The sequence below is a fragment of the Lentimonas sp. CC4 genome, from assembly GCF_902728235.1.
GTDB lineage: Bacteria > Verrucomicrobiota > Verrucomicrobiia > Opitutales > Coraliomargaritaceae > Lentimonas.
Genome location: NZ_CACVBO010000001.1, coordinates 207,557 through 232,407, shown reverse-complemented (window position 1 = coordinate 232,407; position 24,851 = coordinate 207,557). Strand labels below are relative to the sequence as shown.

The window sequence follows — 24,851 nt, the reverse complement described above, 5'->3', positions numbered from 1 at the left end:
AGCCGGATTTATAGGAGTCAGCAGTAGCTGCTGTGTTTTTTGTGTAGCCCTTTGATGTCTTCTAGATCGAGTGGGCGTTTGCGCTCTTGGGAGAGGGTGCGGATTTCTTCGATGAAAGGCCCCCATTCAAATGTGTGTGGCAGGTAGAGGCGATGCTGTTTGAGGAAGGCTTCTACCACTGGGCGACTGCTATGGCGTCCGATCGTAAAACTCATTTCAGGTCTGCCGACTTCTGCGGGGCTAAAGGCCTCATAGGTGCGACGATCCCGCATCAGAGCCGTGCAGTGAATCCCCGATTCATGCCTAAACACCCGCTCGCCTACGACAGGCTTGCAATCCGCAATGCTACGGTCTGAGGCGAGTGCTACGGTGTCACTTAATTTGGCAAGGCCATGTGTGTTCCATGTGTTTTTTGAATCTAGGCCAAAGCGTAGTGCGATCATGACTTCTTCCAACGCGGCATTGCCGGCGCGCTCTCCGAGGCCGTTGACTGTGACACTTGCGTTCTGGCAACCAGCCTCAATCGCAGCGACGGTATTCCCCACAGCCATGCCGAAGTCGTTGTGTGCATGGATTTCCCATTCCATGGTCGGCAGGCCTTCGCGCAACGCGGATATCATGTGATAGGTCTTCAGTGGTGTTAATACGCCAACCGTATCCGCCAATCGTATACGTTGGATGCCGAGCGAGCGTGCGCGGGCGGCGAAGATCATTAAGTCGGTGATTTTGGTGCGCGAGGCATCTTGAGCTCCAATACTGATACTGCTGAAATATTGCTTCGCATGGGTGACGATGGTTCCCATCTCATCTAGCACCCAACCGCGAGTCTTTCCCCATGCGTTTAGGTGAATGTCGGACACTGGAAAGGAGATGTGAATGGCATCCGCCCCAGATTTAGCTGCCAAGTCAATGTCTTCTTTGCGGGCACGTGACCACGTCAGTAGACGCAGTGGCAAGTTTTGATCGGCGATCGCTTTGATGTCGCTGATCTCATTGTCTCCCATTGCTGGAATACCTGCCTCGATCTCACGTATGCCCACTTCGGAGAGCATATGCGCGATGGTTAATTTCTCCTGACGAGAAAAAACAACGCCAGCGCTTTGTTCGCCATCGCGTAGAGTCGTATCAATTAGGTGGACTGGATGCATGATCGGGAGTGGGTGAACGTCGAACGTTGAACTTCGAATGTTGAGTTGTGGATGTAGTCAGTTACTTGCTATTCGTTTGTCGTGTGCCCTTCTTCAGCGTTCGAAGTTGGACGTTCGAAGTTCGATCAGTTCATCAGGCCATGACATGTTCGGCGGCGATCCCGTCGCCGTCTTCAATGGCGTCGAGGATGTCGTCGATGATGTCTTCGGTGACGTTGGCATACCAGGTGCCAGTTGGATAATCGATCAGGACGGGGCCTTTCTCGCACATGTTCATGCAGCCAGTGGCAGCGACTTCGACGCCTTCGAGCATGCGGTCTTGCACCTCGCCTTGTAGGTAAGAAAGCAGGCCGATGGATTCCTTTTTGTGGCAGATGCCATTGGGCTCACCGTTTCCACGGAAGCTGCCACAGACGAATAGATGATGTGATGGTGTGTTCATTATGTTTAATTACGAATTACGAATTAGGATTAAGATTGTTATGATTTCCGCTTTCAGTGTTTCAAAATTTCAGCTTTTCAGTCAGCGCCCAGTTCCTTACAGATATGGCGATCGAGGTAGAGCAGGGCACCGGAGCATTGTGCGCGTTTTGTTTTGGTGACCATGGATTCAGCCCAGGATTCTTCTTCCATTTGCTCGGAGATAAACCACTGCAGCATGCTCTGCGATGGGTAGTCTTTCTCGGCTAGAGAGAGCTCATAGACCGCGACGATGCCTGCGGTGTTGGCTTGCTCCAGCGCGAGTGCTGCTTCGGCGACTGAGAGCAGATCCTGGTAGTCTGACTTCGGTGCGCTAATGGCTCCGATGGTTGGCAAGGCACCACGCTCTAATGCGTGGTCGAAGAATTTCTCCGCATGCTCAAATTCTTCAGCTGCTTGTTGCTTGAAGAATTTGGCGTAGCCACCGTAGTCATTCGCTTCGCACCACATGGAGAGGGCGTAATAGGAATGAGCGGCGTAGAGTTCGTGTGTTGCCTGTTTGTCGATTGCGAGTTTGATGGTGTTGTTGATCATGATGAGTTGGGTTTTAGATTATGATTAAGATTAAGATTAGGATTAAGGTTAGGAATTTTGTTATGAGCTGTTAGAACTTCTCACTTCTCACTTCACACTGCTACGCGCAGCCCATACCTGAGCCTTTACACGTCACGCCGGAGCCGCAGCCTTTGAACTCGTTTTGCATGCGATTGGGGATCTCTTGATTGCTGAAGACGTATTCCAGCACGTCGTCGATCATGCCATCGGCTTCGATGATTTCTAGGCCGGTGTCTTGCATCGCTTTCTTAGGCTTATCGCCGGCGGCATTCACAACGATCGCTTTACAATCTTTGAGTAGCCCTCCGAGGGCTTTCCAACGACTTTCGCCTGCGCCTGGTGTCGGAGCCATGCGTAGTTCGCGGTATTTGAACCCGGACTCAGTCTCGTCAGTGCGCTCGAACACTAGGAAGCGGTTAGCTTCGCCGAGGTGTTGGTTAATCAGTGCGCCCTCAAGCGATGCCACAGCGACGTAGGGACGAGCGGGATCGTAAAGCGGTTGTGTGGCATTTTCGAGGATCTCCTTAAATTCGTCTTCGATACCGTTGCCAATGTGGCCGACCGCATCGGCGCGGCAGCGTGCGCAGTGCAGCATTTGCTTAACGTTTTGCCCCGAAAGGAGGCGCGTGCGTGCAACCATTTTTTGGTCTGGCTCACCGAGTGATTCAAACGGTGTGTTTTCGACCGGAATCATTGGGATACAATTCATGATCTCACAGCCGTGCTCTTTCGCGAGTGCCGAGATTTCTGGAATGTGGTGATCATTGACGCCAGGGATGATTATGGAGTTGATCTTAACTAGGATGCCTGCGGCACGGATCGCTTTGATCGCTTCCAGTTGCTTCGCCACGATCATCTCACCAAGCGCGCGGCCGCGATAGACTTTCTTGTCGGCGCGTGCCCATGCATACACTTCAGACACGACGTCCGGATCGATGCCATTCACGGTAATCGTCACGTGGGAAATCTTTAGTTCTGCGAGGCGCGGCACATACGGGAGAATGCCGAGGCCATTACTCGCAACACAGAGAATCGTGTTGGGGTATTCTTCGCGCACGAGCTCGAAGGTTTCCATGGTCTCTTCTGGATTAGCGAACGGATCTCCGGGGCCTGCGATACCAACGACCGAAATTTTGTCCGACTTGCCGAATACTTTCTTGGTGTATTCCAATGCCTGCTTCGGTGTCATGATGTTGGAAGTCACCCCAGGGCGGCTTTCGTTCACGCAGTCAAACTTCCGGTTACAGAAATTACAGGACACATTACACTTCGGCGCGACGGGCAAATGCACGCGGCCAAAACTACTACAGGCTCCAGGGTTGAAGCATGGATGATTGTCGATGTTGATGTCTTCGAGATTCATTGGATGTGGAGAGTGGTTGGATTCGTGATTATTTGTTGAAAGTGTTTAAAGTTCGGCGTTCGACGTTGGATTTTCAAAGTTCGACGTTCTTAGAGATACGTATAGCCGACGTCGTTCTGAGCTTGTTTGTGCTCTAAGATGGTGTTGACGATACGGTCGAAGAGCTGCTGAGCTCCGCGGTAACCGACATGGAGTAGGCGTTGCCCGCCCATACGGTCGTGCACTGGAAATCCAACACGCACAATTGGGATGCCTGTCTTGCGGGAAATGGAGTAGCCCTTGCTGCTGCCGATAATTAGATCGGGCTTGCGTTCTTCGCAGCGGTCGTGAATGCGCACATGGTCGGCCGAGGTTAGGATCTCGATTGCTTCGCCGTCGTCGTTTTGAAGAACCTTATCAATTTCTTCGCGGAAGTGGGGGACTTTGCCACCTGTGGCGCAGACGACTGGCACCATGCCCATTTCGCTGATGAGTGCGACGATGCCGACGACTAGGTCGGGATCGCCATACACCGCTACCTTTTTGCCGAAGAGATATTTGTGTGCGTCGAACATAGAGTCGACGAGGCGTCCTCGCTCGTCGGCTAGACGCTTGCTGAGCGAATGCCCTGCAAGGCTTTCCAGTGCTTCGATGAATGCATCAGTTGCTCGGATGCCGACAGGGAGTGGCAGTGCATAATTCTTTACTTGATGCGTCTCCTCCAAGTAGCGCCCTGCGGTCTCTTTGTTTTTTGCGAGTAGGGAGCCGCATTCGATACTGGCTTTTGCAGTGCCGCTGAGCTTGAGCGATTCAAGTGTCGTGCCGCCTTCTGGTATACGATGATATTCACCCCAGCTAACTCCGTCGAGTGTATCAGAATAGTCGGGGATCATGATCCCATCGAGGGCAAGATCTTCGAGGATTTCGTTGTAGTAGCGCAGATCCTCAGGAGAGACCATGCCTGGAAACATGTTAACAAGTTTCGAGTCCTCTAGGTGGGAGGTGCCCTCGGAGAATCGTTTGACCAAGGAGAGGCAGGCTGCGTGAAAGCCGTCGGTATGGGTGCCGGTGTAGCTCGGAGTGGAAACATGCACGAGTGGCACGCCTGCTTCGTCGGCAACGCCTCGTTCGATCTCTTTAACCATGCCGCCAATATCTTCACCAATGGTTTCGGAGAGGCAGGTGGTGCCGATGCCGATCACCGCCGGGCTGTATTGCTCGATTAGATTCTTGATGCCGAGCGCCAGGTTCCGTGCGCCGCCGTAAACGGTGTCTGCCTCAGTGAAGCTGGAGGAGGCGATGTCCACGGGCTCGCGAAAGTGGCTGATCATATAGCGCCGGATGTAAGTCGAGCACCCTTGAGAGCCATGTAGGATCGGGATGCACTTTTCGATGCCGGCATACACCATGCAGGCGCCCAGCGGTGTGCAGAGTTTGCACGCATTGCACGTCGCGCCACTTTCGTAGTGTGTGGTATCGAGGTCTTCGTTTGAGACGATCATGACGCATCCTCCTTCGTTTCAGTGAGTGTTTTTGTCTTATGCTTGTAGTCGGCGAACTGCCACACTGGGCTGGTCGCGGTGGCATACACTTCGCGGGCGAAATTCACCATGCCTTCAAAGCCGGCGAGTGGCACCTTGCGCTCGTGGTTGTGGTCGCAAAATCCGATGCCGAGCTTGTAGGCGATGGGGCGCTCTTTCACGCCACCGATAAAGATATCGACTTCCTTTTCTTGCACATATTTGGCGAGCTCGAGTGGGTTGGAGTCGTCGACGATGATCGTGCCGGGATCGCAGATCTCTTTGAGCTGTTCGTAGTCTTCGGCGCTGCCGGTTTGTGTGCCAGCGAGCACGGTCTTGACGCCTAAATTACCGAGGGCACGCACTAGAGAGAAGGCTTTGAAGGCGCCGCCGACGTAGAGCGCGGCTTTGCGGCCAGCGAGCGCCTTCTTCATCTTCTTGATTTCTGGCATGATGCCACCGATCTCGCGGGCAACGAGTGCCTGTGCCTTCGCCATCATTTCTGGGTCGTTGAAGTGGCGTGCCGTTTCGTAGAGTGCTTCAGCCGTATCTTCGATGCCGAAGAACGAGACGCGCTTCATTGGGATGTCATGATCCTTCTCTAGCAGCTTTGCTAGGTGTGTCATCGAGCCGGAGCATTGCACTAGGTTGAGTGACGCGCCATGACATCTGCGTAGGTCGTTGACGCGGCCGTCGCCTGTAATCGTCGCGACGATGTGCACGCCTATTTCTTCAAAATATCTGCGCACGATCCATGTTTCACCAGCGATGTTGAAGTCGCCTAGAATGTTGATGCTGTGCTTCGGAATGTCAGATGTGTCGGCGGTGCCTACGAGTGTGTAGGCCGCTTCACACGCGGCTTGGTAGCCGGTCTTCTTGGTGCCGCGAAAACCTTCGGAGCTGACGGGAATGATGGGGATGCCTTTCTCCTTTTCGACTTGTTTCGCGATGCGGTTCACATCGTCACCGATGACTCCGACGATGCAGGTCGAATAAATAAAAGCGGCATTGGGATTATATTTATCGATCAGTTCAATCAGACTTTTTTGTAGCTTTTTTTCGCCGCCGTAGATGATGTCCATCTCCTTCATGTCGGTGGAAAAGCTATTGCGATGCAGCTGCGGGCCAGAGGATTCGGCTCCGCGAATATCCCAGTTATACACTGCGCAGCCGATAGGGCCGTGCACGATATGTAGGGCGTCTGCGATTGGATACAAAACGACTCGTGAGCCGCAGAATGCACATGCGCGTTGGCTGACAGATCCGGTTAGGCTCTTCTTGTCGCAAACAAATTTTGCGCTACTGCCTTTGGTAAAAACCTGGTCTTTTCGGCTGTCAAGTATGTCGATTGTATCGGTCATTTGGATACTGATTTACATTTTAGAGTTCGTTGTCTTTAAATAGCATCGCTGATGCCAATTGGGCGTATGTGGTGAAAGTTGTTCGGTTTAACTGATTGGGGTAATTTTTTGATCAATTACGGGGATTTTCTAGGGAGGGACGGCCTCTGCGCCGTCCGCAGCGTGTTAGTTCTGTGTGTTAGTTCTGGAGTTAGGTTCGGCGGACGAGGCGGAGCTCGTCCCTCCCGAATATGATTAAATGTGTTAACGGCTGTCTGCTTTTAGGCTGCCTCAAGTGATGAGCATTTTTTGTTTTTCGTAGGGGTCGTGCTCGCGCGAACCGCGGAGGCCTGGGGGCGTTACAAAACTTCGTGTGCTTGTGGCCTAGTCGCGGTCTTCGCAAGCAAAGCCCCTACGTCGGATTCTTAATCTTATTCGTAATCTTACTCTTAATCATCGCGTTGCATTTTTTGTTTTTGTAGGGGTCGTGCTCGCGCGAACCGCGGAGGCAGGAGATGTTAAAAACGTTCGTGTGCCTGTGGCCTGTTCGCGGGCTTCGCAAGCAAAGCCCCTACGTCGGATTCTTAATCTTAATCTTACTCTTAATCATCACGTTGCATTTTTTTGTTTTTGTAGGGGTCGTGCTCGCGCGAACCGCGGAGGCAGGAGATGTTAAAAACGTTCGTGTGCCTGTGGCCTGTGCGCGGTCTTCGCAAGCAAAGCCCCTACGTGGATTAAGATTAAGATTAAGAGTATGAGTAAGACTGATATAAAAAAAGGGGCCTGCCGAAACAGACCCCTTCGGTAGGGAGCTTACATGACGAGCTCGAACCATTCTTCAGGACAATCCTTGTCCTTTTGGTCGAGTAGGGCGTCTGTAATTTTTTCGAGGAGACGAAGTCCGCCGCGGTAGCCGATGTTCGACATGTAGCGATGACCCATACGGTCGAGGATCGGGAATCCGAAGCGCACGAGTGGGATGTTTTCACCGCGTGACATGTGCTTCAGGTGCGTGTTGCCAATCAGTAGGTCGACTGGCTCCTTCTTGATGTGCTGATGCATGAAGTGCAGATCAGAGTTGGCGCGAACCACTGAACCTTCGATCTTCGCTTCTTCGAGCATCGCATTGATCGTGCGCTCGAAGGCTTTGCCGGGTGTGCCAGTGATCACGTATTTCGGAGTCATGCCCATATCGATGCAGAACTGCGTCATCGCGATCACATGATCCGGCGCACCAGAGATGGCAACCGTGGTCTTGTGCAGGTATTGTGACATGTCGACCATGGCGTCGAGCAACTGTCCGCGTTGGCGAACCAATTCGGCAGGGACTTCCGCACCGGTGATCTTCCGTATCGCATTGAGGAAGGTATCGGTGTTGGTGAGTCCGACTGGGATGCTCAGGTCGCAGAACGGCACGTTGCACTTCTTCTCGAGCAGTGTCGCTGCCGGTAGGGATGCGAAGTCGCCGAGTGAGACAGTCGCGATGCTGTCACCAGTTGCCTTGATCTCGTCGATCGTTACGCCGCCTTTCGGATACATCTCATAGATGCCGGTTTGCGGTGTATCGAGCACGTCGGAGGTGTCGGGCATCATGATGTGCTTTACGCCCATCTCATCGCACAAGTAGTGTAACTCGCGCATGTCAGATGGATCGACCCAGCCAGGGATGATGTTGATCACGTCCTTGGTCTCTCCGGTTGATTCGGAGTAGTATTTGACCATGGAGGTCACCATGTTGGCGAATCCAGTGATCTCTGATCCGACGAAGGACGGGGTGTTGGTATGAAACACTTCCTTACCTTCAGGGATCTTACCTTCAGCCTTTGCCTTCTTGATGATCGTTGGGATGTCGTCACCGATCACCTCAGAGAGGCAGGTCGTGTGGACGGCAATCACATCGGCATCATAGATTTCGAAGATGTTGGTAATCGCTGTATTCAGGTTGGACATGCCGCCGAACACGGAGGCACCTTCTGTGAAGGAGCTGGTAGTCGCCATGACGGGCTCCTTGAAGTGACGGGTCAGCTGACTGCGGTGATAGGAGCAGCAACCTTGTGAACCGTGACTGTGTGGCATACATCCGTGGATGCCGAGAGCGGCATACATCGCACCGATGGGTTGGCAAGTCTTAGCGGGATTCACCCGTAGAGCTTCGCGTTCTTTTACTTCTGCTTTAGTTCCGTTTAACATGTGATAAGTCCTCCGGGTTATGCCTCAGCTGTTGCAGCTTCACGGGCGTCTGTTTTATCCTTGTTCGGGCTCTTGAGCTCGAACGCGGCGTCGGGATCTTTTTGCCACGGTGCGACTGCAAAGCCCCAGACGTGACTGTTCACCATGCGGTCGATCTCCTTGTAGAAGTTGGCCGCGCCTTCAAAGCCCGCGTAGGGGCCAGAGTAATCGTAGCTGTGCAATTGCTTACACGGCACACCGAATTTCTCGATAACGTATTTGTCCTTAATACCGGAGCAGATGACGTCGGGCTTGTAGAGCTCGATCAACTTGTCCAGCTCGTGGTGCGAGATGTCGTCGATCACGAGCGATTCCTTGCCCATTTGCTTCATCATGCCCTCGTAGTCTTCGAAGCTGAATCCACCTGCTTCGCGGGCGGCCTTCTGCTCGTCGGAGAGACGTTGCTTGAATCGAGTCGGATCGGCTTCAACGGTCAGGTCTTCGATGTTGCGGGAGTCAGCATCGACCTTGATCGTTGGTAGCACGACGCGACCTTCATAGTCATCTCGGTGAGCGAACTCGTAACCAGCGGCGACGACTTCCATACCGATATCGTTGAACAGATCCTGGTAGTGGTGAGCGCGTGAGCCCCCGACGAAGAGTGCGGCCGTCTTGCCCTTACAACGCTCGGTGATCGAGTCGCGTATCGGCTGTAGGTGCATCTTTTCTTCGGCGATCACTGATTCGACACGAGCCATCAGTTCCTTGTCTTCGAAGTATTCCGCGATCTTACGCAGTGACTTCGCAGTGGAATCCGCTCCGATGAAGTTGACCTTGAACCAAGGGATGCCGTATTTCTTCTCCATCATCTCAGCGATGTAGTTGATCGAGCGGTGGCACATCACGGTGTTGAGATCAACCGTGTGGCAGTTGGCGATCTGGTCGTAGGAGACGTCTCCAGAGAGTGTGCCAACAATGTTGATACCACACTTTTCGAAGATACGTTCAATCTCCCATGCATCACCACCGATGTTATACTCACCGAGAATGTTGATGCTGTATTTCGCAGTTTGCGGTGTGTCGTCCAAGCCGATCATGTCGGTGAAGACCTTGTTATTCGCGATGTGGTGACCCGCTGATTGGCTGACCCCCTTATAGCCTTCACAAGAGAAGCCCATGATGTTGACGCCAGGGTGACGCTTCTCAGCTTCACGTGCGACGGAGTGGATGTCATCCCCGATCAGACCCACCGGACAGGTGGCGTAGATCGCGATGGCCTTCGGGCTGAACTCATCGATCGCTTCGTCGATGGCCTTAGCCAGTTTCTTCTCACCACCGAAGACGATTTGGTCTTCCTGCATATCGGTGCTCATGCAGTATTGGATGAAGTTGGTTTGCTCCTTATCCTTCGGCTTCACGAGGTTTCTTCGAGTCAGCCAGCTGTAGTAGCCGCAACCGATTGGACCGTGAGTGATGTGGAGGATATCGTAGATCGGGCCGATGACCACCCCGCGGCAACCTGCATAGGTGCAACCGCGTTGAGTGATGATGCCCGGAATGGTGCGGCTATTCGCACCGATCTCTTTGGGTGAGTCTGGGTCGTTGACCAGGAGTTGTTTGCTACGCTTGCGATATGCCTTCTTAGGATAAACCTTGAGCATTTCCTCGCGTGCTTCTTCCGGTGTCAACGAGCTTCCTTTTTCTGTATCTGACATGATGTGGAATGGATTGAAGTTTCTGTGTGATCAGGGAGGGGGAGCCAGTAGGCAGCTTATGGACGAGAACAAACGATTATGAATCAGTTCTGTCTACTGGCTCCCGAAGTCTGACTTAGGCGGCTTCGAAGAGGCCGAAGTCCATGAGTAGCTTCTCGAGCTGATCGATGGAGAGTGGTGTTGGGATGACGAGCTGCTTGTTCGCGTCGATCGCCTTTGCCAATGCAATGTATTCAGCTGCTTGTGGCACAGTTTTGTCCCACTCGATCACTGTCTTACGATTGATCTCTGCGCGTTGAACGTCGTTGTCGCGAGGCACGAAGTGGATCATCTTTGTGCCAAGCATCTTGGCCATTTCTTCGATCATTTCCTTCTCGTTGTCGACGTTACGACTGTTGCAGATCAAGCCACCGAGACGGACAACGCCTGTTTCAGCAAACTTAAGAATACCCTTACAGATGTTGTTGGCCGCATACATCGCCATCATTTCGCCGGAGCAAACGATGTAGATTTCTTCAGCCTTACCATCACGGATCGGCATCGCGAATCCGCCGCAAACCACGTCACCAAGGACGTCGTAGAAAACGTAGTCGAGTTGCTCGTCTTCGTCATAAGCGCCGAGTTGTTCCAGCATGTTAATGGAAGTGATGATACCACGACCCGCGCAACCGACGCCAGGTTCTGGACCACCAGACTCAACGCAGAGGCTACTGCCGTAGCCCGGTGAGCGGATGTCTTCGAGTTCGACGTCCTCACCTTCTTCGCGGAGTGTGTCGAGCACTGATTTCTGTGCGAGGCCGCCGAGGAGTAGGCGAGTCGAGTCAGCCTTAGGGTCGCAACCGACCACCATGACCTTCTTGCCCATCTCTGCGAGACCTGCAACTGTGTTCTGTGTTGTAGTGGACTTTCCGATACCGCCCTTACCGTAGATAGCTATTTTTCTCATGATTTTAGTATGTGTTGATTTTGGTTTTTGTTTTCGAATGAAGTTTTCGCTTAACGCACCATCCCTTTAACATGCCCCGTGCCAATGTGTGTTTGGCGACTTTTGGTGGTTCGCAAGTCACTGATCATGAGTCGGAAACGATTTTATAAATAATCGAATGGAATCTGTGCCCCGATTCGAGCCCCATAAATCCTACGCGAATGTAGGAGCCAAAAAACACGGATCACATTTATGTAGGGTCGGCGTAGTGCGTGGCGTGCGAGTTCACTCGAGCCCTCGTAGTCGAGTCCCTTTAGGCGCTCGAACGACACGGCGATGGGCTATCATTTCTTCCAAGCGGGTGCCCGCCGATACCGACAAAACTGCTCCAAGAACGCGCTATAAATTCAGGTTGATCAGAGCGCGGTCAATGAGGTCAAGTTGTGGACGATCACTTTTTAACCGCAGATCCACGCAGATGAACGCAGATTCGGGAAAGTGGGACTGACATCTCGATGCCATCTCCGGACTTCGGCGAGCTCAGTCGAGTCGCAGACCTACGTCTTGTCTGTCACATCAGCAGCGCCCTGAGAAGCCTTAAGGCGAAGCGGGGAGCCAGTCGTATCACTATGAATCGAAGTTGAGCGTTTAAAAGATGAGTAATTATAAAAATAACGGAACGACCCTGTTTCTGCTCCCCATTTCTGCTCTGAACGACCCCATTTCTGCTCTTCATTGAAGAGCGAGGGATCAATGATCCGATCCCGTTCCGGACGAAGAGGTTTTTTGAGGACTAATAACCAGTTCCGAAGTCCGTCCCGTTCATAATGATGTCATTCACAGAACGGTAGGAGTCGGATGAGGCTTTTGAACGCGTTCGACGTTCGGCTGCCTCTCTGTTCAACTCTGCTTCCATCTCGGCGTATTCTTGTCGCTTTTCCTCAGCCTCATTCCAATCTTCCCATTCTTCTTCCATCGTGTTGTAGATTCGCATGTGGCGAGCTTGGTTTCTGTCGGCTCGTGCCAAGACTTGACCGAATGCTTCGTTCTGCGCGGTAGATGGGAATCTGTAAAGTGTGTCGCCGTCCTGTCGTTCGGGCTCACCACCAATGTCACTTGCCAGTTTTCTGAGTGCATTGTGATCGGCAATTGTTTGAGCATTTACCTGCTCCCCGAAGTGTTCCGCTTCTGCACCATATCTTTCAGCTGCCCTGCGGCTAGCATTGCTAGATAGGCCGTCGTCGGGCCAATTGGGCGTGTCGTCACTGGGGAGGCGGAAATTCTGAGCCAACGCGTTAGTCTCTTCCTCTATGGTTGTGTCCAAAATTTGAAGGATCTGAGCATAATTATCGGCGCGTCGTGCCGCGACCTCATTGAGTGCTTCGTGCTGTAGTTTACTTAGATTGCTCACGTATCCTGTTTCCGAGTCCACTTCGCCGCCAAGGTCACGACATAGCCCGATGAGTGCTCTTTCATCGGCAGCTTCTAGTGTCTCGATTTCTTTCTTCATTCGAATGGATTGGCCGAAACCATCACTGCTGGTGCCCCTTGGGTAGTTCTGGAATCGAGTAATCGCCTCGTCACTCGGTAACCCGAAGTTTTGAATCAGTTTCCGATTTTGTTCGTGTTCTACCATCTCCTCATTGGTTGACTCCACATACCGAGCGTGCTTTTGAACTCCTTGGTATAAATCGATGCAAAGTGCGTCGCCTTGATTCGCAGCTTGTTCGAGCCAGCTCAGTGCTTCACTGTAAGCTTCGTGCTCACGCTCTGGATATTGATTTGCGAGAATAAGTCCATAGCAGGATTGAGATGCCGCCTGACCGAGTTCCGCGGCACCTAGAAATGCGGCTTTCACCACTTCCATGTTGATACTTTCCGGTCTTGTTTCGAAGCGTCCGAGTATATCCAATTCTACAAACTTTCGCAGCTCACTTGAGCGCCCTGAATGCTCAGTTGTCAGTTCAAGCGCTGCATCGCGTTCACCTTGGAGTAGCAAGGGTGCGATTCGCAAGCATGTTAGCTGATCTAGGTAGGATGCGCTCCAAAGAAAATTCTTTGGTTTTGAAACTTGATGAATGAGTCGGGTCTGCTCCTCGTCGCTCTCCGCCGCGGCAAATGCTTTCTGAAACTGAGCCCAGTATTCATCAGGTGTGAGGTTAGCTTCTGGGGTTGGGACGTGTGTTTGTTCTTTCACTGCACTCTGCTTTACGTCAGAGATCTGCTCTGCCATCGAAGTGGCCTCTGCGAGCTGGCTGAGTAATTGTCGTGATTCACTGAGTTGGCTCTGTTGAGATTGGGACCACGGATCAGCTTCAAGTGAGGTGTCGATCTGATCAATTGCTTCCTGATATCGCCCATTCTTTGTGTGATCCTCGATCTCAACGAGCAGCACTCCGAAGCGTCGGGCGACCTGCTCCATGAGGAATTTAACATACTGCTCTTCGCTCATCGATTCGATCTCTTGCTCGTGTGCCGTCTCCGAGGTGTCGGCGCATGCTATCATGCATGCGCTAATCAACAAATAGGCAAGGTTTTGAATGCGCTTCATGCTCCGAGTAAAGCCCGTTCTCTAAACCTTAGTCAACCGCCATTGCTAATGGGGGTCAGTCTGACTGCTAATGGGCTATCGACGGAGATTCCGAAAAGCGGACTCCGAACAGGGGCATGTCATTACCTTTGCGCAACTTTTAGATACACCCGTCGGCACGGTGCGGGGTTGGGAGCAGGGGCGTCGTCATCCTCCACCGAGTGCTAAGGTTTTGATACTCTGCCCTTTTTTGCCTTCATGTAGTGAGCCAGAACAATGGGAAATTTTATGCGAGCGCAGGGGGTGACTCTGAAGTGTTTCAGGAGCTAATTATAAGAATAACGGAACGGTTGTTTTCAGACCCCCTTTTCAGTCCCCAGTCAGTAGTGGTATCGTATCTGGGCAATATGGATCTCGTCTTCGCTGATTCGATAAACCAATCGATGCTCTTCATTTATCCTCCGAGACCAGAAACCCGAAAGTGAGTGCCTCAATTGTTCCGGTTTTCCTATCCCTTCATACTGATTCCTGTCGATATCCTTGATCAGTTCGTTCACCTTCTTGGAAAACCCAGAAAAGGGTCATGTCATTACCTTTGTGGTCGGGCAGAAATTGTGACGGATCGGCTGTATTAAACAAAGGGGGAGAAGGGATATGTAGTATGAATTATAAACATTCCGACATGTCATCTTTTTAGCCCTGGAACGTTGCACAGGCATTGGGGTGCGCCATCTGAGCCCTTCAAGGGGAGCGACGCATGCGGCGCTCTTAGAACATGTAAGTTAGGAACAAGCGGGCGTCGGTTGCCGTCGTGTCGCCGTTGCCCGAGTTGCCGTCGCGATGACCGAACGCTCCCTTGAAGCTTGCTGTTAGGCGATCCGTGATCGGATGCTTGGCGACGAAGTTTAACTCTTGGGCATCGTAGTCGGCATTGTCCTGCCATGTGTAGTTGTAGAGTGCATACAGGACTGTCTTGTTCACTTTGGTGGTTACCTTAAAGTAGGCTGTTTGTGCACCGCCGTTGAACTGATTGGCGTAGATGATCATCGAAGCTCCCAGCGGGTGGTTGATACCCGTCGTGGTTTCTTGGAAGCGGAGCTTGCTGCCGTGCACGCCAAAGTAACCAGGCTCTAGAGTGAACTGACCCACTTTTTGGCTGTAAGAGAGTCCATAGGCATCCGAGTTCCTGCTCTCTGCTTTGCCGATGTCACCTTCATGTCGGTAGTAACCAGTGAGCGTCGCATCATCGGAAAAGTTATACTGGATACGCGTGCCGATCAGGTTCGTTACATCCCAAGCGCAGGCATTGAAGAGGGCAATTTCCCATTTCTCAACGCCAGTGTAGATCGCTTCGACCCATGTGACACCATCGGTGTCGTAGTCCGTTCCAAAGACATCGCCGAAGTCGTTAAAATCCCAACGATCCACGCCTGATGTGCTTGTGCTGTCCATCCAGTTGCTGAGCTCGATTGCGTGGCCAATGGTGAGTGCTAGATCCGAAATGTCTGTGGTGGTGAACTGTGCGGCTTCGAGCGCACGTGCTTTTTGTCTATAATCATCCTTTCGGAACACTTCGCCATTGTTGATCTGGCGACCAATCATTGCTTGGGTGCCTTCCAAATCGAATGCTTCAAAGTTATAACGCGCCCATGCTTCATTGATTACGTTGATGTCGTCGTTGTGCAGGAGATCGGTGTTATTGCCATCTTCCAGAGTAAACGCGTAGTTGTAGGCGGCACCGACATCAAAGCCCGAAAATTCCGGTGACTGGTAGTTGAGCACCACACCGAGTGTGGTCGCATCGCCATAGTCGCCCGCTGCGGTGTCCTCAAAGTCGCGATACATTGCCAGAAGCTGGACGCGCCCCGAGAATGTGCCGTAGCCAAGATCGTTGATCGGTTTGACGATGCTTGCGGATGGGCTATCTGCTTGAACTGGGGCTGCGAATGTCGTCAGTGCAGTGCTGACGAAAGTGGCAGCTATAAGTGTGGCGAGCTCTTTCATGAGTGTGATGGATTGAAAATCAAAAAGGTGATTAAATGAAAACAGCTCGGAAAGTTCGAGCTGCAGCATCAATCAGAGTTTATGATCTATAATTCAAGCCCTCAACACTGTGATCGAGCAGCGTGATGAATGTATAATAATATATAATACACAAAATGCAGTATGCTGATAAACCCTCCTAAAAGGGGGACAATGTTTCATGATTGATCAGTCTCCAGTTTGAGGGAGCTGAAAAGCAGGAGCTGAAAAGGGGCATGTCATTACCTTTGAAGTGCGTCATTGACTTAGTTGTTGGCCGCCTGCGCCAATGTCGTAGTTTGATTGCATGCTGTTCATCGAAACACCGATCTTTACGAAGCAAACCATCAGTTGGGGGAGAACGTCGAACATTGAACTTTAAATCGTGATCTAAAGCGATTCCGCACTGTGGACACAGAACACTTGAATGAGCTGAAAGATTCGATCCGCCAGATTAAGTCGATTGAGAAGGGCGATCTTGCGGTGTGCTGGTGCTTTGGTTGAGTGCTTTGGTTCTGTGCTGAGGCTCGGCGGACGGCGCGGAGGCCATCCCTCCCATTGCGTTTTTTATGTGGGGAGGGATGAGCTCCGCCTCGTCTTACGGTGTGCTGGTGCTGTGGTTGAGTGCTGTGGCTCGGTGCTGGTGCGCGGAGGCTGACTCTGACGGGACAGACAGGACGTAGGTCTTCCGGAGATGGCGTAGCAATGTCTGTGTCACTTTTCCCAGACACAAAAAGGCCGCAGACGGTGCCTCGTCTGCGGCCTTCCCTATGCCTACTTTTTTTGTTTACTACTACAAAAGTATTGGATCACGCAGCGCTTCCGGAGAAGATGACGTTGAAGGATTTTTCTCCGTTTGGTTCGAGTGAGTAGGAGCCGCGCTTGATGAAGTTGAGGCCTTCTTCGCGGGCGCCGATACAGAGTGTCGCTTCCATGTCGGGGATCGCCTTGGCTTCGCAGTCTTGATTGACGTAGAAGCTCACGGTGCCGGGATCTTCTTCCATTTTTAGGAGGATGACGTTTTCTTCGGTGAAAATGAGGTCATCGTGGAGATGCCCCAGATTAAATCCACAGCCTTCGATCACGTTCATGATGAGGCCGAGTGGACGGAATGGTATGCCTGGTAGTGTGTTCATAAGAGAATTAGGAATTAGGAATTAGGAATTAAGAATTAAGAGAGACGGATCGGTCGGATCAGTCCGATCCGACCGATCTTTCTCTTCAGCTAAAGCTCGCTTCGCGCCTAGCCCCAGCCGTCGTCATCGTCTTCCGTTTCGGCGCCGATTTTGGTGAGCTGTTCGTAGCGTTCGAAGCGCTTGTTGATGTGACCTTCGGCCATTTCAAAGAGCTCTTCGGCTTGGCCGGGAGCGGTCTTTTCGAGGGCGCGGTAGCGGCCTTCGGTGCGAAGGAACTTGCCGAGTTCGCCGTCGGGTTCGCCGGATTCGAGCACGAAGCGTGGTTGGTCCTTTGCTTCGTTGCGCGGATCGTAGCGGAACAGTGGCCAGTAGCCGGTCTTGACGGCGTCGCGTTGGTGTTGGTGTCCGTTGCGTAAGTCGAAGCCGTGTGCGAGGCAGGCGCCGTAAGCGATGATCAGGGAAGGCCCATCGAAGCTTTCGGCTTCTTTCATCGCCTGCATGGCTTGCTTCTCGTTACCACCGAGTGCGATCTGTGCGACATACACGTTGCCGTAACTCATGGCGATGGTGGCGAGATCCTTCTTTGGTGCTTCCTTGCCGGCTGCGGAGAACTTTGCCACCGCAGCGATTGGGGTCGCCTTGGAGCTTTGGCCACCGGTGTTGGAGTAGACTTCGGTATCCATGACCATGATGTTGATGTTCTTGCCAGAGGCGAGCACGTGGTCGAGTCCGCCGAAGCCGATGTCGTAGGCCCAGCCATCTCCGCCGATCACCCAGACTGTCTTCTTCGCCAAGTAGTCGGCATGTGAGTTGAGGCGACGTGCGTCGGGATCGTCGAGTGTCTTCAGCTCCTCCTTGAGGGCTTCAATGCGCTCGCGCTGTAACTTTAAGTCCTTCGCACGCTTGTAAGTGCAACCGAGTATGTCGTTGACCAGTGCGGTGTTGAGCATGGGCTCTAGCTTTTGCAAGAGCGACTTAGCAATGTTGCTGCGCGTCTCAACACTCATGAGCATACCCATTCCAAATTCGGCATTGTCCTCGAAGAGTGAATTCGCCCACGCGGGCCCGCGTCCACATTCATCAGTGGTGTAAGGCGTGGTTGGCAGATTGCCGCCGTAGATTGAGGAACAACCTGTAGCGTTGGCTACCATCATGTGATCGCCGACGAGCTGCGTGAGCATCTTCAGGTAAGGTGTTTGTCCACAACCTGCGCATGCGCCGGAGTATTCGATCAGCGGCTTCTTGAATTGTAGGGACTTGGGCGACATCTCCGCACCCTTGTATTCAGGTTGCGTGATCTTTTCCCAGAATTTGTAGGACTCACGTTCGCCGTCAACGATGTCGCTGGTCGGCTTCATGATGAGTGCCTTTAGATCGCCATCCGAACCCGGACACATTTCGACACACACACCACAACCGGTGCAGTCGTCAGGTGAGAGCTGAATCGTGTATTTGGTATCTGGATACGCAGGGTTGTTGAAGTCCATCGACTTGAACGGCTCAGGAGCGAGTGTCAGCAGGCTATCCTCATAGAACTTCGGACGAATCGCTGCGTGTGGGCAAACCGTTGCGCACTTATTACACTGTGTGCAGAGGTCAGTGTTCCACTCGGGAATCTCAGCGGCCATGCCACGCTTTTCGTATTGCGAGGTGCCTGTGGGCCATGTGCCGTCAATCGGGAAGGCGCTGACTGGCAGTAGGTCGCCTTCGCCTGCAATGATGCGGCCAGTGACTTGTTTGACAAAGTCCGGTGCCTCATCCGGCATCGCGACGCCGAATGGGATCTGGCTGGTGGCGGTATCGGGCAACTCAACCTTGGCGAGGTTGGAGAGTGTGTCGTCGACTGCGGCGCAGTTCATGTTGACGATCTTATCGCCCTTACGCGAATAGGTCTTAGTGATCATCGCCTTAATGTGGGCGATGGCTTCTTCCGCAGGCAACACGCCAGAGAGTTGGAAGAAGCAGGTTTGCATGATCGTATTGATACGGCCACCTAAGCCTGCGTCCTTCGCGATCGCGAGTGCGTCGATGTGGTAGAACTGTGCCTTCTTCTCGATGAGTGCTTGTTGCACCGTGCCTGGCAGCATGTCCCAGATCTGGTCTGATTCGCATGGCGCGTTGAGCAGGAAGACGCCGCCTTCCTTGAGTTTTTCGACCACTGGCATGCTTTCCAATATCTTGGTATGCGAGCAGGAAACGAAGTCGCCTGCTTCGATCAGATACGGTGCATGGATTTCTGCTTCGCCGAAGCGTAGATGAGAGACCGTGACCGAGCCTGACTTTTTCGAGTCATAGACGAAGTAGGCCTGTGCGTTGCGGCCGGCATTTTCGCCGATGATTTTCACCGTGTTCTTACTTGCACCGACGGTGCCGTCGGAGCCGAGTCCGAAGAAGACCGCGTTGGTCACGTCGTCGGATTCGATTGAGAACGATGGATCCCATGGTAGGGACTTGTTGCTGATATCGTCGAAGATACCGACGGTGAAGTGGTCTTGTGGTGATTCGCTGTCAAGCGCGTCGAAGACTGACTTGACCATGGCGGGCGTGAACTCCTTCGAGCCGAGGCCGTAGCGACCACCGACGAGCACAGGATCAATATCCTTGGCTGCTGTTGGGCAGGTGCGTGCTTTGCGTAGTGCCATGGCGACATCGAGATGAATCGGTTCGCCGATGGAGCCTGGCTCCTTGGTGCGGTCGAGCACGGCGATGGATTTTACGGTGTCCGGCAGTGCTTTAATAAAAGCAGGTGTATTGAACGGGCGGAACAGGCGCACCTTGAGCACGCCGGTCTTTTCGCCATTGGCATTGAGGAACTTGGAAGTCTCCTCCGCGGTTTCGGCGCCAGAGCCCATGATGACGATGACCTTTTCGGCTTCTGGGTGGCCTTCGTATTCGAACAGCGAATATTTGCGACCTGTCAATTCTTCGAAACGCTTAAAGAGCGTGTCGACGGTTTCCACGCATTCCTTGTAGAACGGGGAGACTGCTTCGCGCGCCTGGAAGAAGACGTCTGGGTTCTGTGCGGTGCCGCGAATGCTCGGCTTATCTGGGGTGAGTGAACGGTCGTAGAAACTAGTCAGTGCGTCTTCGTCGAGTAGCTCCATGAGGATCTCATCGGAGAGTGGCGCGTGCTTGTTAATCTCGTGTGAAGTGCGGAATCCGTCAAAGAAGTGAAGGAAGGGGATGCGGCACTTGAGTGTGGCCGCGTGTGCGATCGCAGCCATGTCGTGCGCTTCTTGCACGGAGTTGGAGGCGAGCATCGCCCAGCCGGTTTGACGGCAGGCCATGACGTCGGAATGGTCGCCAAAGATGGAGAGCGCATGTGTGGCGAGTGCGCGTGCCGATACGTGAATGACGGCAGGTGTCAGTTCGCCTGCGATCTTATACATGTTCGGAATCATTAAGAGCAGACCTTGCGATGCGGTGAAGGTCGTGCTCAAGCAACCTGCTGTGAGGCTACCGTGCATGGCGCCAGCGACGCCACCTTCGGATTGCATCTGCACGATGTCGGGCGTCATGCTCCATAGGTTGGGACGATTCACTGCGGCCCATTCGTCGCAGTGCTCGGCCATCGGGGAGGATGGTGTGATGGGGTAGATCGAGATGACTTCCGTCATACGATACGCCACGTCAGCAGTTGCTTCGTTGGCGTCGCAGGTGCGCGAGTCTGGATGTTTTTTTGCGATCATGGAATTAGTGAGAAAAAGTGATAGTGAAAGTGATAGTGAGGAGTGAAAGTTAGGAGTGATGGTGAGGAGTGCTTACTTCTTAATGCCGTAAACGCCTGCCATGGTTTTCCAGAAGCGTTTGGACCAGCCGATGTAGGTGACGAGGAAGTCGGCATCCATGTCGGTGCGTGGCACCATGGTTTCGGCACCGAGGTCTTCGAGTTTGGCCTCTAGCTTTTTGCCGCATTCGCAGAAGAGAGGGTATTCCGAATCGCCGAGTGCGAGGATGCCGAACTTGAGGTCTTCCATCGGCCCTTCGGAGGTATGCAGTGCCTGAAAGAAGGGTTCACACTTTGGTGGAGGTGCGCCGTCGCCCCAGGTCGATACAATGAAGAGCACAGGAGCGGTTTCGCCTGCGAGGTCTTCGACGCTGTAGCTAGCGAGATCGGCGATTTTCGTGGTGACGTTATTTTTCGCGGCTTTCTTTGCGACCTTGTTGGCGAGGTCTTTGCAGTTGCCGGTTTCAGTGCCAAAGAGAATTGTGAGTTCGAGTGTATCCATTGTATTTTCTACTTTAGTGTTAATTGATGTTGTGAGGGACTTATCACGCCTTGTGCCAATCACTGGGAGTCGTGTGTCGGTGTTGCGTAAGTCTTTGTTCTGTAGCGTGAAATACTTTGATAAACTTTGTGGGGTGCCTTTGGGGCACCCGCGACGTGCTACCTAGATGTAAGTGCGCTTTGAGAGATCCTACATTTACGTAGGGATTTGTGCGGTGGGAGATTGGACGCGCTCAAATTGATTCCCTTTGTTGCTGGGGGCTGGCAGCCGATTGTCCTTTGAACCGATGTGCTGGCATGCAAAACGCTAAAAGGATGCAGACTTCGACTTTATGCAGACGACACACGCACGACCGTTTATTAATTTTATATCACATCCGCCGTGGGTGGTGACGTCATTGGACTTCAATGAGACGCCGTCTTCGATTCATCTAGCAGGTGTGCGTGAATCGAATCAGCATTTTTTCGAACAGTTGGAAGAGGAGCCTAATCCGAAGCGGCGCGGGGAGATGCTGCACGAATACATGTCGGTCAAATTCGCGCTACACCAGTGGGAGGATTATCATGCGAGCGCGCGCAAGAGTTTGCGCAATAGTTACGTTCGTTTCCTGCGGGGCTGGGGCGTGGATAGTAACTCGATTGAAGGCGCGGTGCTGAAAGGCTGGGTGCTGAGCCGTTTCGGCGTGCCGCCGACGTTTCACAAGGGCTTAATGAAGGGGAATCCGTTTGAAGATAATCCTGTGTTTGCGATTGATCTGATTCGAGGCAGCGCGCGCACGAATGCGATTAATTCGCAGTTCGATCTGATTTTTGAATTTTGTCAGTATGAGCTGCAGCGGCGTCTGCCAGGTGAGAATTCGTTGATACTCTACCGTGGCACGCATGATCCTGAAGAATATAAGGTGATTGATTCAAATCAGGAGCGTCGCAAGGAGGTAATTCAATTGAATAATATCAGCTCGTTTACCTCGGATCGTGAAAAGGCCTGGGAGTTTGGGTCGACGGTGTGGGAGGTGAAGGTGCCTCTGGTGAAGATCGTGTTTTATAGCGATCTGCTGCCGGACAGTTTGTTGAAGGGGGAAGACGAATATTTATTAATTGGAGGCCGCTACACAGTGCGGAAATTATTATGGTAATGGTTCTATGTGAAGAAGCACCGAAACTGGAGTTGGGGCGCCTCGCACGTTCACGTGGCGGGTTGTTGGGCTTATTAATTGGCGATGCCTGTGGCGTGCCGTATGAGTTTACTGATGCGCGCATGTTACCGCCGTTGAAGCACTTGGAGATGCGTCCGCCGGACGGATTTATTCGTTCGTATGCGGATGTGCCTGTGGGTTCGTGGTCGGATGACGGCGCGCAGGCGCTGTGCCTACTGGCATCGTTGCTACGCTGTGGCTGCTATCATCCATATGACTTTGCATCGCGCTTGTTGCGTTGGTTCGATGTCGGCTACATGGCGGTGAATCGCTATGTGTTTGATGTTGGGAATCAGACTAGTGTGTCGATTCAGCGTTTGAAGCGCGGGCAGACGATTGATTATTCAGGTCTGGGGGGCGTGCGTAATAATGGCAATGGTTCGTTGATGCGCAGCCTGCCGCTGGCGTTGTTACATACTGGCAATGATTATTCGTTGGTGATGGATGCGCATCGTCAATCGCGTTTAACGCACTCGCACCTACGTTCGCAGCTGTGTTGTGGCTTGTATTGCCTGTGGGTGCGCTATGAGTTGCGCGGCTTCTCTGATGCTTGGGAGCGTGCGGTTGAATCCGTTCGGCGAATACATGCGGACTCGAAGCGTTGTATGCAGGAACTGGATACGCATATTCTAATTGATACGACGCCGAAAGGGACTGGGTATGTGGTCGATTCCTTGCACTCGGCGCTGTATGCGTGTGAGGCCGATAGCTATGAGGCGATTGTTAAACGAGCGATTTCACTGGGTAATGATACGGATACGACGGCGTGTATTGCTGGTGGGATTGCGGGTGTGCGATTTGGCGAGTTCGGTATTCCGGAACGCTGGATGGCGGATCTGCGCGGTTGGGATTGGTTGGCGCCGGTCTTAGAGCGCATGGAGGAGGCGTTGCAGGTTCAGGAAGATCGCTGGGCGCGGTTGCGTGTGTAGCGTCTTGACCCTTGTCATTAACCTAAACACGGAAGTAGGCTTAGCTTCAGTTTTAGAAACCACGAATGAACACGAATTTACACGAATATGAGATCATGTCCAAATGACGATGAGTTACTTGCTGTTAGTGATTGCTTGCATTCATCGGTGTGTCGTTATGCGTTTATTTATCATTCTTAGTGTTGGGCTAATCGCCTGCGTTTGTGGCTCAGGTTGTGGGCCGCAGGAGCGTGTCCGTGTGTTTGCTGCAGCGAGCACGGCGGCGGCAGTCGAAACGATCGCGGCTCAATTTTATGAAGAGACGGGCATTGCAGTGGCGGTGAATGCGGCTTCGAGCTCGACTTTAGCGCGGCAGATCGAGTCGGGCGCGCCTGCGGATGTATTTCTATCGGCCAATGTGAAGTGGATGGAATATTTGCAGGCAGACGATCGCTTGGTGCCTGGGACGACTGTGCACTTGCTGGGCAATCAATTGGTGGTCGTGTCGGCTGATGGCGATTTACAATGGCTGCATGACGATGGTGAGGTATTGGGCGAGTATACGGGCATGGTGGCGCTGGGGGATCCCGACCATGTGCCGGTAGGCATGTATGTGAAGTCGGCTCTGGTGCAGAGCGGCGAGTGGGATGCAGTGGCGCCGCGTGTGATCGCGGGCAATAATGCATCGTCTGCTGTGAATTTTGTGGCTACGGGCGAGGTGACTGTGGGCGTGGTGTATGCGACGGATGCGCAGCTGTCGAAGCGGGTGCAGGTGCTCTATCCAGTGCCTGAGGCCTTGCAGCCTGATATTATTTATCCGGTTGCCTTGGTGCGTGGTGCTGGTGAGTCTGCGCAGATGTTTTATGAGTATTTGCAGAGTGCTGCCGCCGGTGCGGTGTTTGATGGCTCTGGCTTTTTAATCGAAGGACGGAGGGCACGTGATTAGTGCAGCCGAGTGGAGTGTGATTGCGCTTTCGCTGCGGGTGGCGTTGGTGTGCACGGCGTTGGTGGTGGTGCCCGGGGTTCTGGTGGGCTATGCGCTGGCTCGGTTCCAGTTCCGTGGACGTGCGATTGTCGATGCGTTGATTCATTTGCCATTGGTGCTGCCTCCTGTGGTGGTCGGATATTTTTTATTGGTAAGCCTCGGACGGAATGGCTGGCTGGGGGCGTGGCTCGATTCGATGCTCGGGTGGACCTTGGCCTTTACTTGGCAGGGGGCTGCAGTGGCTTCGGCGGTGATGGCATTTCCATTGATGGTGCGCTCGGTGCGGCTGTCGGTGGAACAGATCGATCCACAGATTGAGGCGACCGCTCGTTCGCTCGGGGCGGGACGCTTGGATGTGTTTTGTTCGATTACGTTGCCGCTGGCGTTGCCGGGGATCTTTGCGGGGTTGAGCTTGGCCTTTGCGCGCTCATTGGGAGAGTTTGGTGCGACGATTACCTTTGCGGGGAACATTCCCGATGAGACACGCACCTTGCCACTGGCGATTTACTCCTTGCTACAGGTGCCTGGCGGAGAGGCTTCGGCCTATCGTTTAGTGGTGCTGTCGGTATTGGTATCGATCGCGGCTTTGTTGCTGTCGGAGTATTTACAACAGCGGATGCGTAAGCGTAGTGGAGGGCGCGTGTGAGATGCT

18 protein-coding genes and 1 pseudogene are annotated in these 24,851 nt (G+C 52.9%); 4 read left to right on the top strand and 15 right to left on the bottom strand.

The window, feature by feature from the left end; all coding sequences use genetic code 11:
• Positions 1-17 precede the first annotated feature (17 nt).
• The 15 genes and pseudogenes from GZZ87_RS01020 to GZZ87_RS00950 all read right to left on the bottom strand — a co-directional run bounded on the left by GZZ87_RS01020 (position 18) and on the right by GZZ87_RS00950 (position 21,111).
• On the bottom strand, positions 18-1,148 hold the full coding sequence (locus GZZ87_RS01020; RefSeq protein ID WP_162027137.1) for a homocitrate synthase: 1,131 nt from the start codon (positions 1,146-1,148) through the stop codon (positions 18-20).
• Between the two features lie 133 nt (positions 1,149-1,281).
• Positions 1,282-1,590: a (2Fe-2S) ferredoxin domain-containing protein gene (locus tag GZZ87_RS01015; protein WP_162027136.1), complete on the bottom strand. Its 309-nt coding sequence runs from the start codon at positions 1,588-1,590 to the stop codon at positions 1,282-1,284.
• A gap of 77 nt (positions 1,591-1,667) precedes the next feature.
• On the bottom strand, positions 1,668-2,162 hold the full coding sequence (locus GZZ87_RS01010; RefSeq protein ID WP_162027135.1) for a ferritin: 495 nt from the start codon (positions 2,160-2,162) through the stop codon (positions 1,668-1,670).
• Positions 2,163-2,262: 100 nt separating this feature from the next.
• Positions 2,263-3,546 (bottom strand): radical SAM protein, encoded by a 1,284-nt coding sequence (locus GZZ87_RS01005; RefSeq protein ID WP_162027134.1) that lies wholly within the window; start codon positions 3,544-3,546, stop codon positions 2,263-2,265.
• Positions 3,547-3,635: 89 nt separating this feature from the next.
• A complete protein-coding gene (locus GZZ87_RS01000) occupies positions 3,636-5,027 on the bottom strand; it encodes a nitrogenase component 1 (RefSeq protein ID WP_162027133.1) in 1,392 nt (463 codons plus the stop codon).
• The gene (nifE, locus tag GZZ87_RS00995; RefSeq protein ID WP_162027132.1) at positions 5,024-6,406 is read right to left on the bottom strand and encodes a nitrogenase iron-molybdenum cofactor biosynthesis protein NifE; all 1,383 of its coding nucleotides are present in this window, start codon (positions 6,404-6,406) and stop codon (positions 5,024-5,026) included. Before nifE ends, GZZ87_RS01000 begins: the two co-directional genes overlap by 4 nt.
• 792 nt (positions 6,407-7,198) lie before the next feature.
• Positions 7,199-8,575 (bottom strand): nitrogenase molybdenum-iron protein subunit beta, encoded by a 1,377-nt coding sequence (nifK, locus tag GZZ87_RS00990; protein ID WP_162027131.1) that lies wholly within the window; start codon positions 8,573-8,575, stop codon positions 7,199-7,201.
• A gap of 17 nt (positions 8,576-8,592) precedes the next feature.
• Positions 8,593-10,269, bottom strand: a complete 1,677-nt coding sequence (gene nifD / locus GZZ87_RS00985; protein ID WP_162027130.1) for a nitrogenase molybdenum-iron protein alpha chain — start codon at positions 10,267-10,269, stop codon at positions 8,593-8,595.
• A gap of 115 nt (positions 10,270-10,384) precedes the next feature.
• Positions 10,385-11,215 carry a nitrogenase iron protein gene (gene nifH / locus GZZ87_RS00980; RefSeq protein WP_162027129.1) on the bottom strand — a complete coding sequence of 277 codons (831 nt, stop codon included), beginning with the start codon at positions 11,213-11,215 and terminating at the stop codon, positions 10,385-10,387.
• Positions 11,216-11,987: 772 nt separating this feature from the next.
• Entirely contained in the window at positions 11,988-13,745 is a 1,758-nt protein-coding gene (locus GZZ87_RS00975; protein WP_162027128.1) for a hypothetical protein, read from the bottom strand.
• Positions 13,746-14,104: 359 nt separating this feature from the next.
• Positions 14,105-14,287 (bottom strand): annotated as a pseudogene (locus GZZ87_RS00970) (Txe/YoeB family addiction module toxin); the annotation flags it as partial.
• A gap of 205 nt (positions 14,288-14,492) precedes the next feature.
• Positions 14,493-15,797, bottom strand: a complete 1,305-nt coding sequence (locus tag GZZ87_RS00965; protein WP_162027126.1) for an OprD family porin — start codon at positions 15,795-15,797, stop codon at positions 14,493-14,495.
• Positions 15,798-16,555: 758 nt separating this feature from the next.
• Positions 16,556-16,882, bottom strand: coding sequence for a hypothetical protein (locus GZZ87_RS00960; RefSeq protein ID WP_162027125.1), 327 nt, complete (start codon positions 16,880-16,882; stop codon positions 16,556-16,558).
• 107 nt (positions 16,883-16,989) lie between these two features.
• The gene (gene nifJ, locus GZZ87_RS00955) at positions 16,990-20,571 is read right to left on the bottom strand and encodes a pyruvate:ferredoxin (flavodoxin) oxidoreductase (RefSeq protein ID WP_162027124.1); all 3,582 of its coding nucleotides are present in this window, start codon (positions 20,569-20,571) and stop codon (positions 16,990-16,992) included.
• Between the two features lie 72 nt (positions 20,572-20,643).
• Complete coding sequence (locus GZZ87_RS00950; protein WP_162027123.1) at positions 20,644-21,111, bottom strand: flavodoxin domain-containing protein; 468 nt, start codon at positions 21,109-21,111, stop codon at positions 20,644-20,646.
• A gap of 331 nt (positions 21,112-21,442) precedes the next feature.
• Between GZZ87_RS00950 and GZZ87_RS00945 the strand changes: the two genes are divergently transcribed.
• The 4 genes from GZZ87_RS00945 (at position 21,443) to modB (ending at position 24,845) form a co-directional block, all read left to right on the top strand.
• The gene (locus tag GZZ87_RS00945) at positions 21,443-22,246 is read left to right on the top strand and encodes an NAD(+)--dinitrogen-reductase ADP-D-ribosyltransferase (protein ID WP_162027122.1); all 804 of its coding nucleotides are present in this window, start codon (positions 21,443-21,445) and stop codon (positions 22,244-22,246) included.
• Positions 22,246-23,235: an ADP-ribosylglycohydrolase family protein gene (locus GZZ87_RS00940; protein ID WP_162027121.1), complete on the top strand. Its 990-nt coding sequence runs from the start codon at positions 22,246-22,248 to the stop codon at positions 23,233-23,235. Before GZZ87_RS00945 ends, GZZ87_RS00940 begins: the two co-directional genes overlap by 1 nt.
• A gap of 157 nt (positions 23,236-23,392) precedes the next feature.
• Positions 23,393-24,160, top strand: coding sequence for a molybdate ABC transporter substrate-binding protein (modA, locus tag GZZ87_RS00935; RefSeq protein WP_162027120.1), 768 nt, complete (start codon positions 23,393-23,395; stop codon positions 24,158-24,160).
• The gene (gene modB, locus GZZ87_RS00930; RefSeq protein WP_162027119.1) at positions 24,153-24,845 is read left to right on the top strand and encodes a molybdate ABC transporter permease subunit; all 693 of its coding nucleotides are present in this window, start codon (positions 24,153-24,155) and stop codon (positions 24,843-24,845) included. Before modA ends, modB begins: the two co-directional genes overlap by 8 nt.
• Positions 24,846-24,851 lie beyond the last annotated feature (6 nt).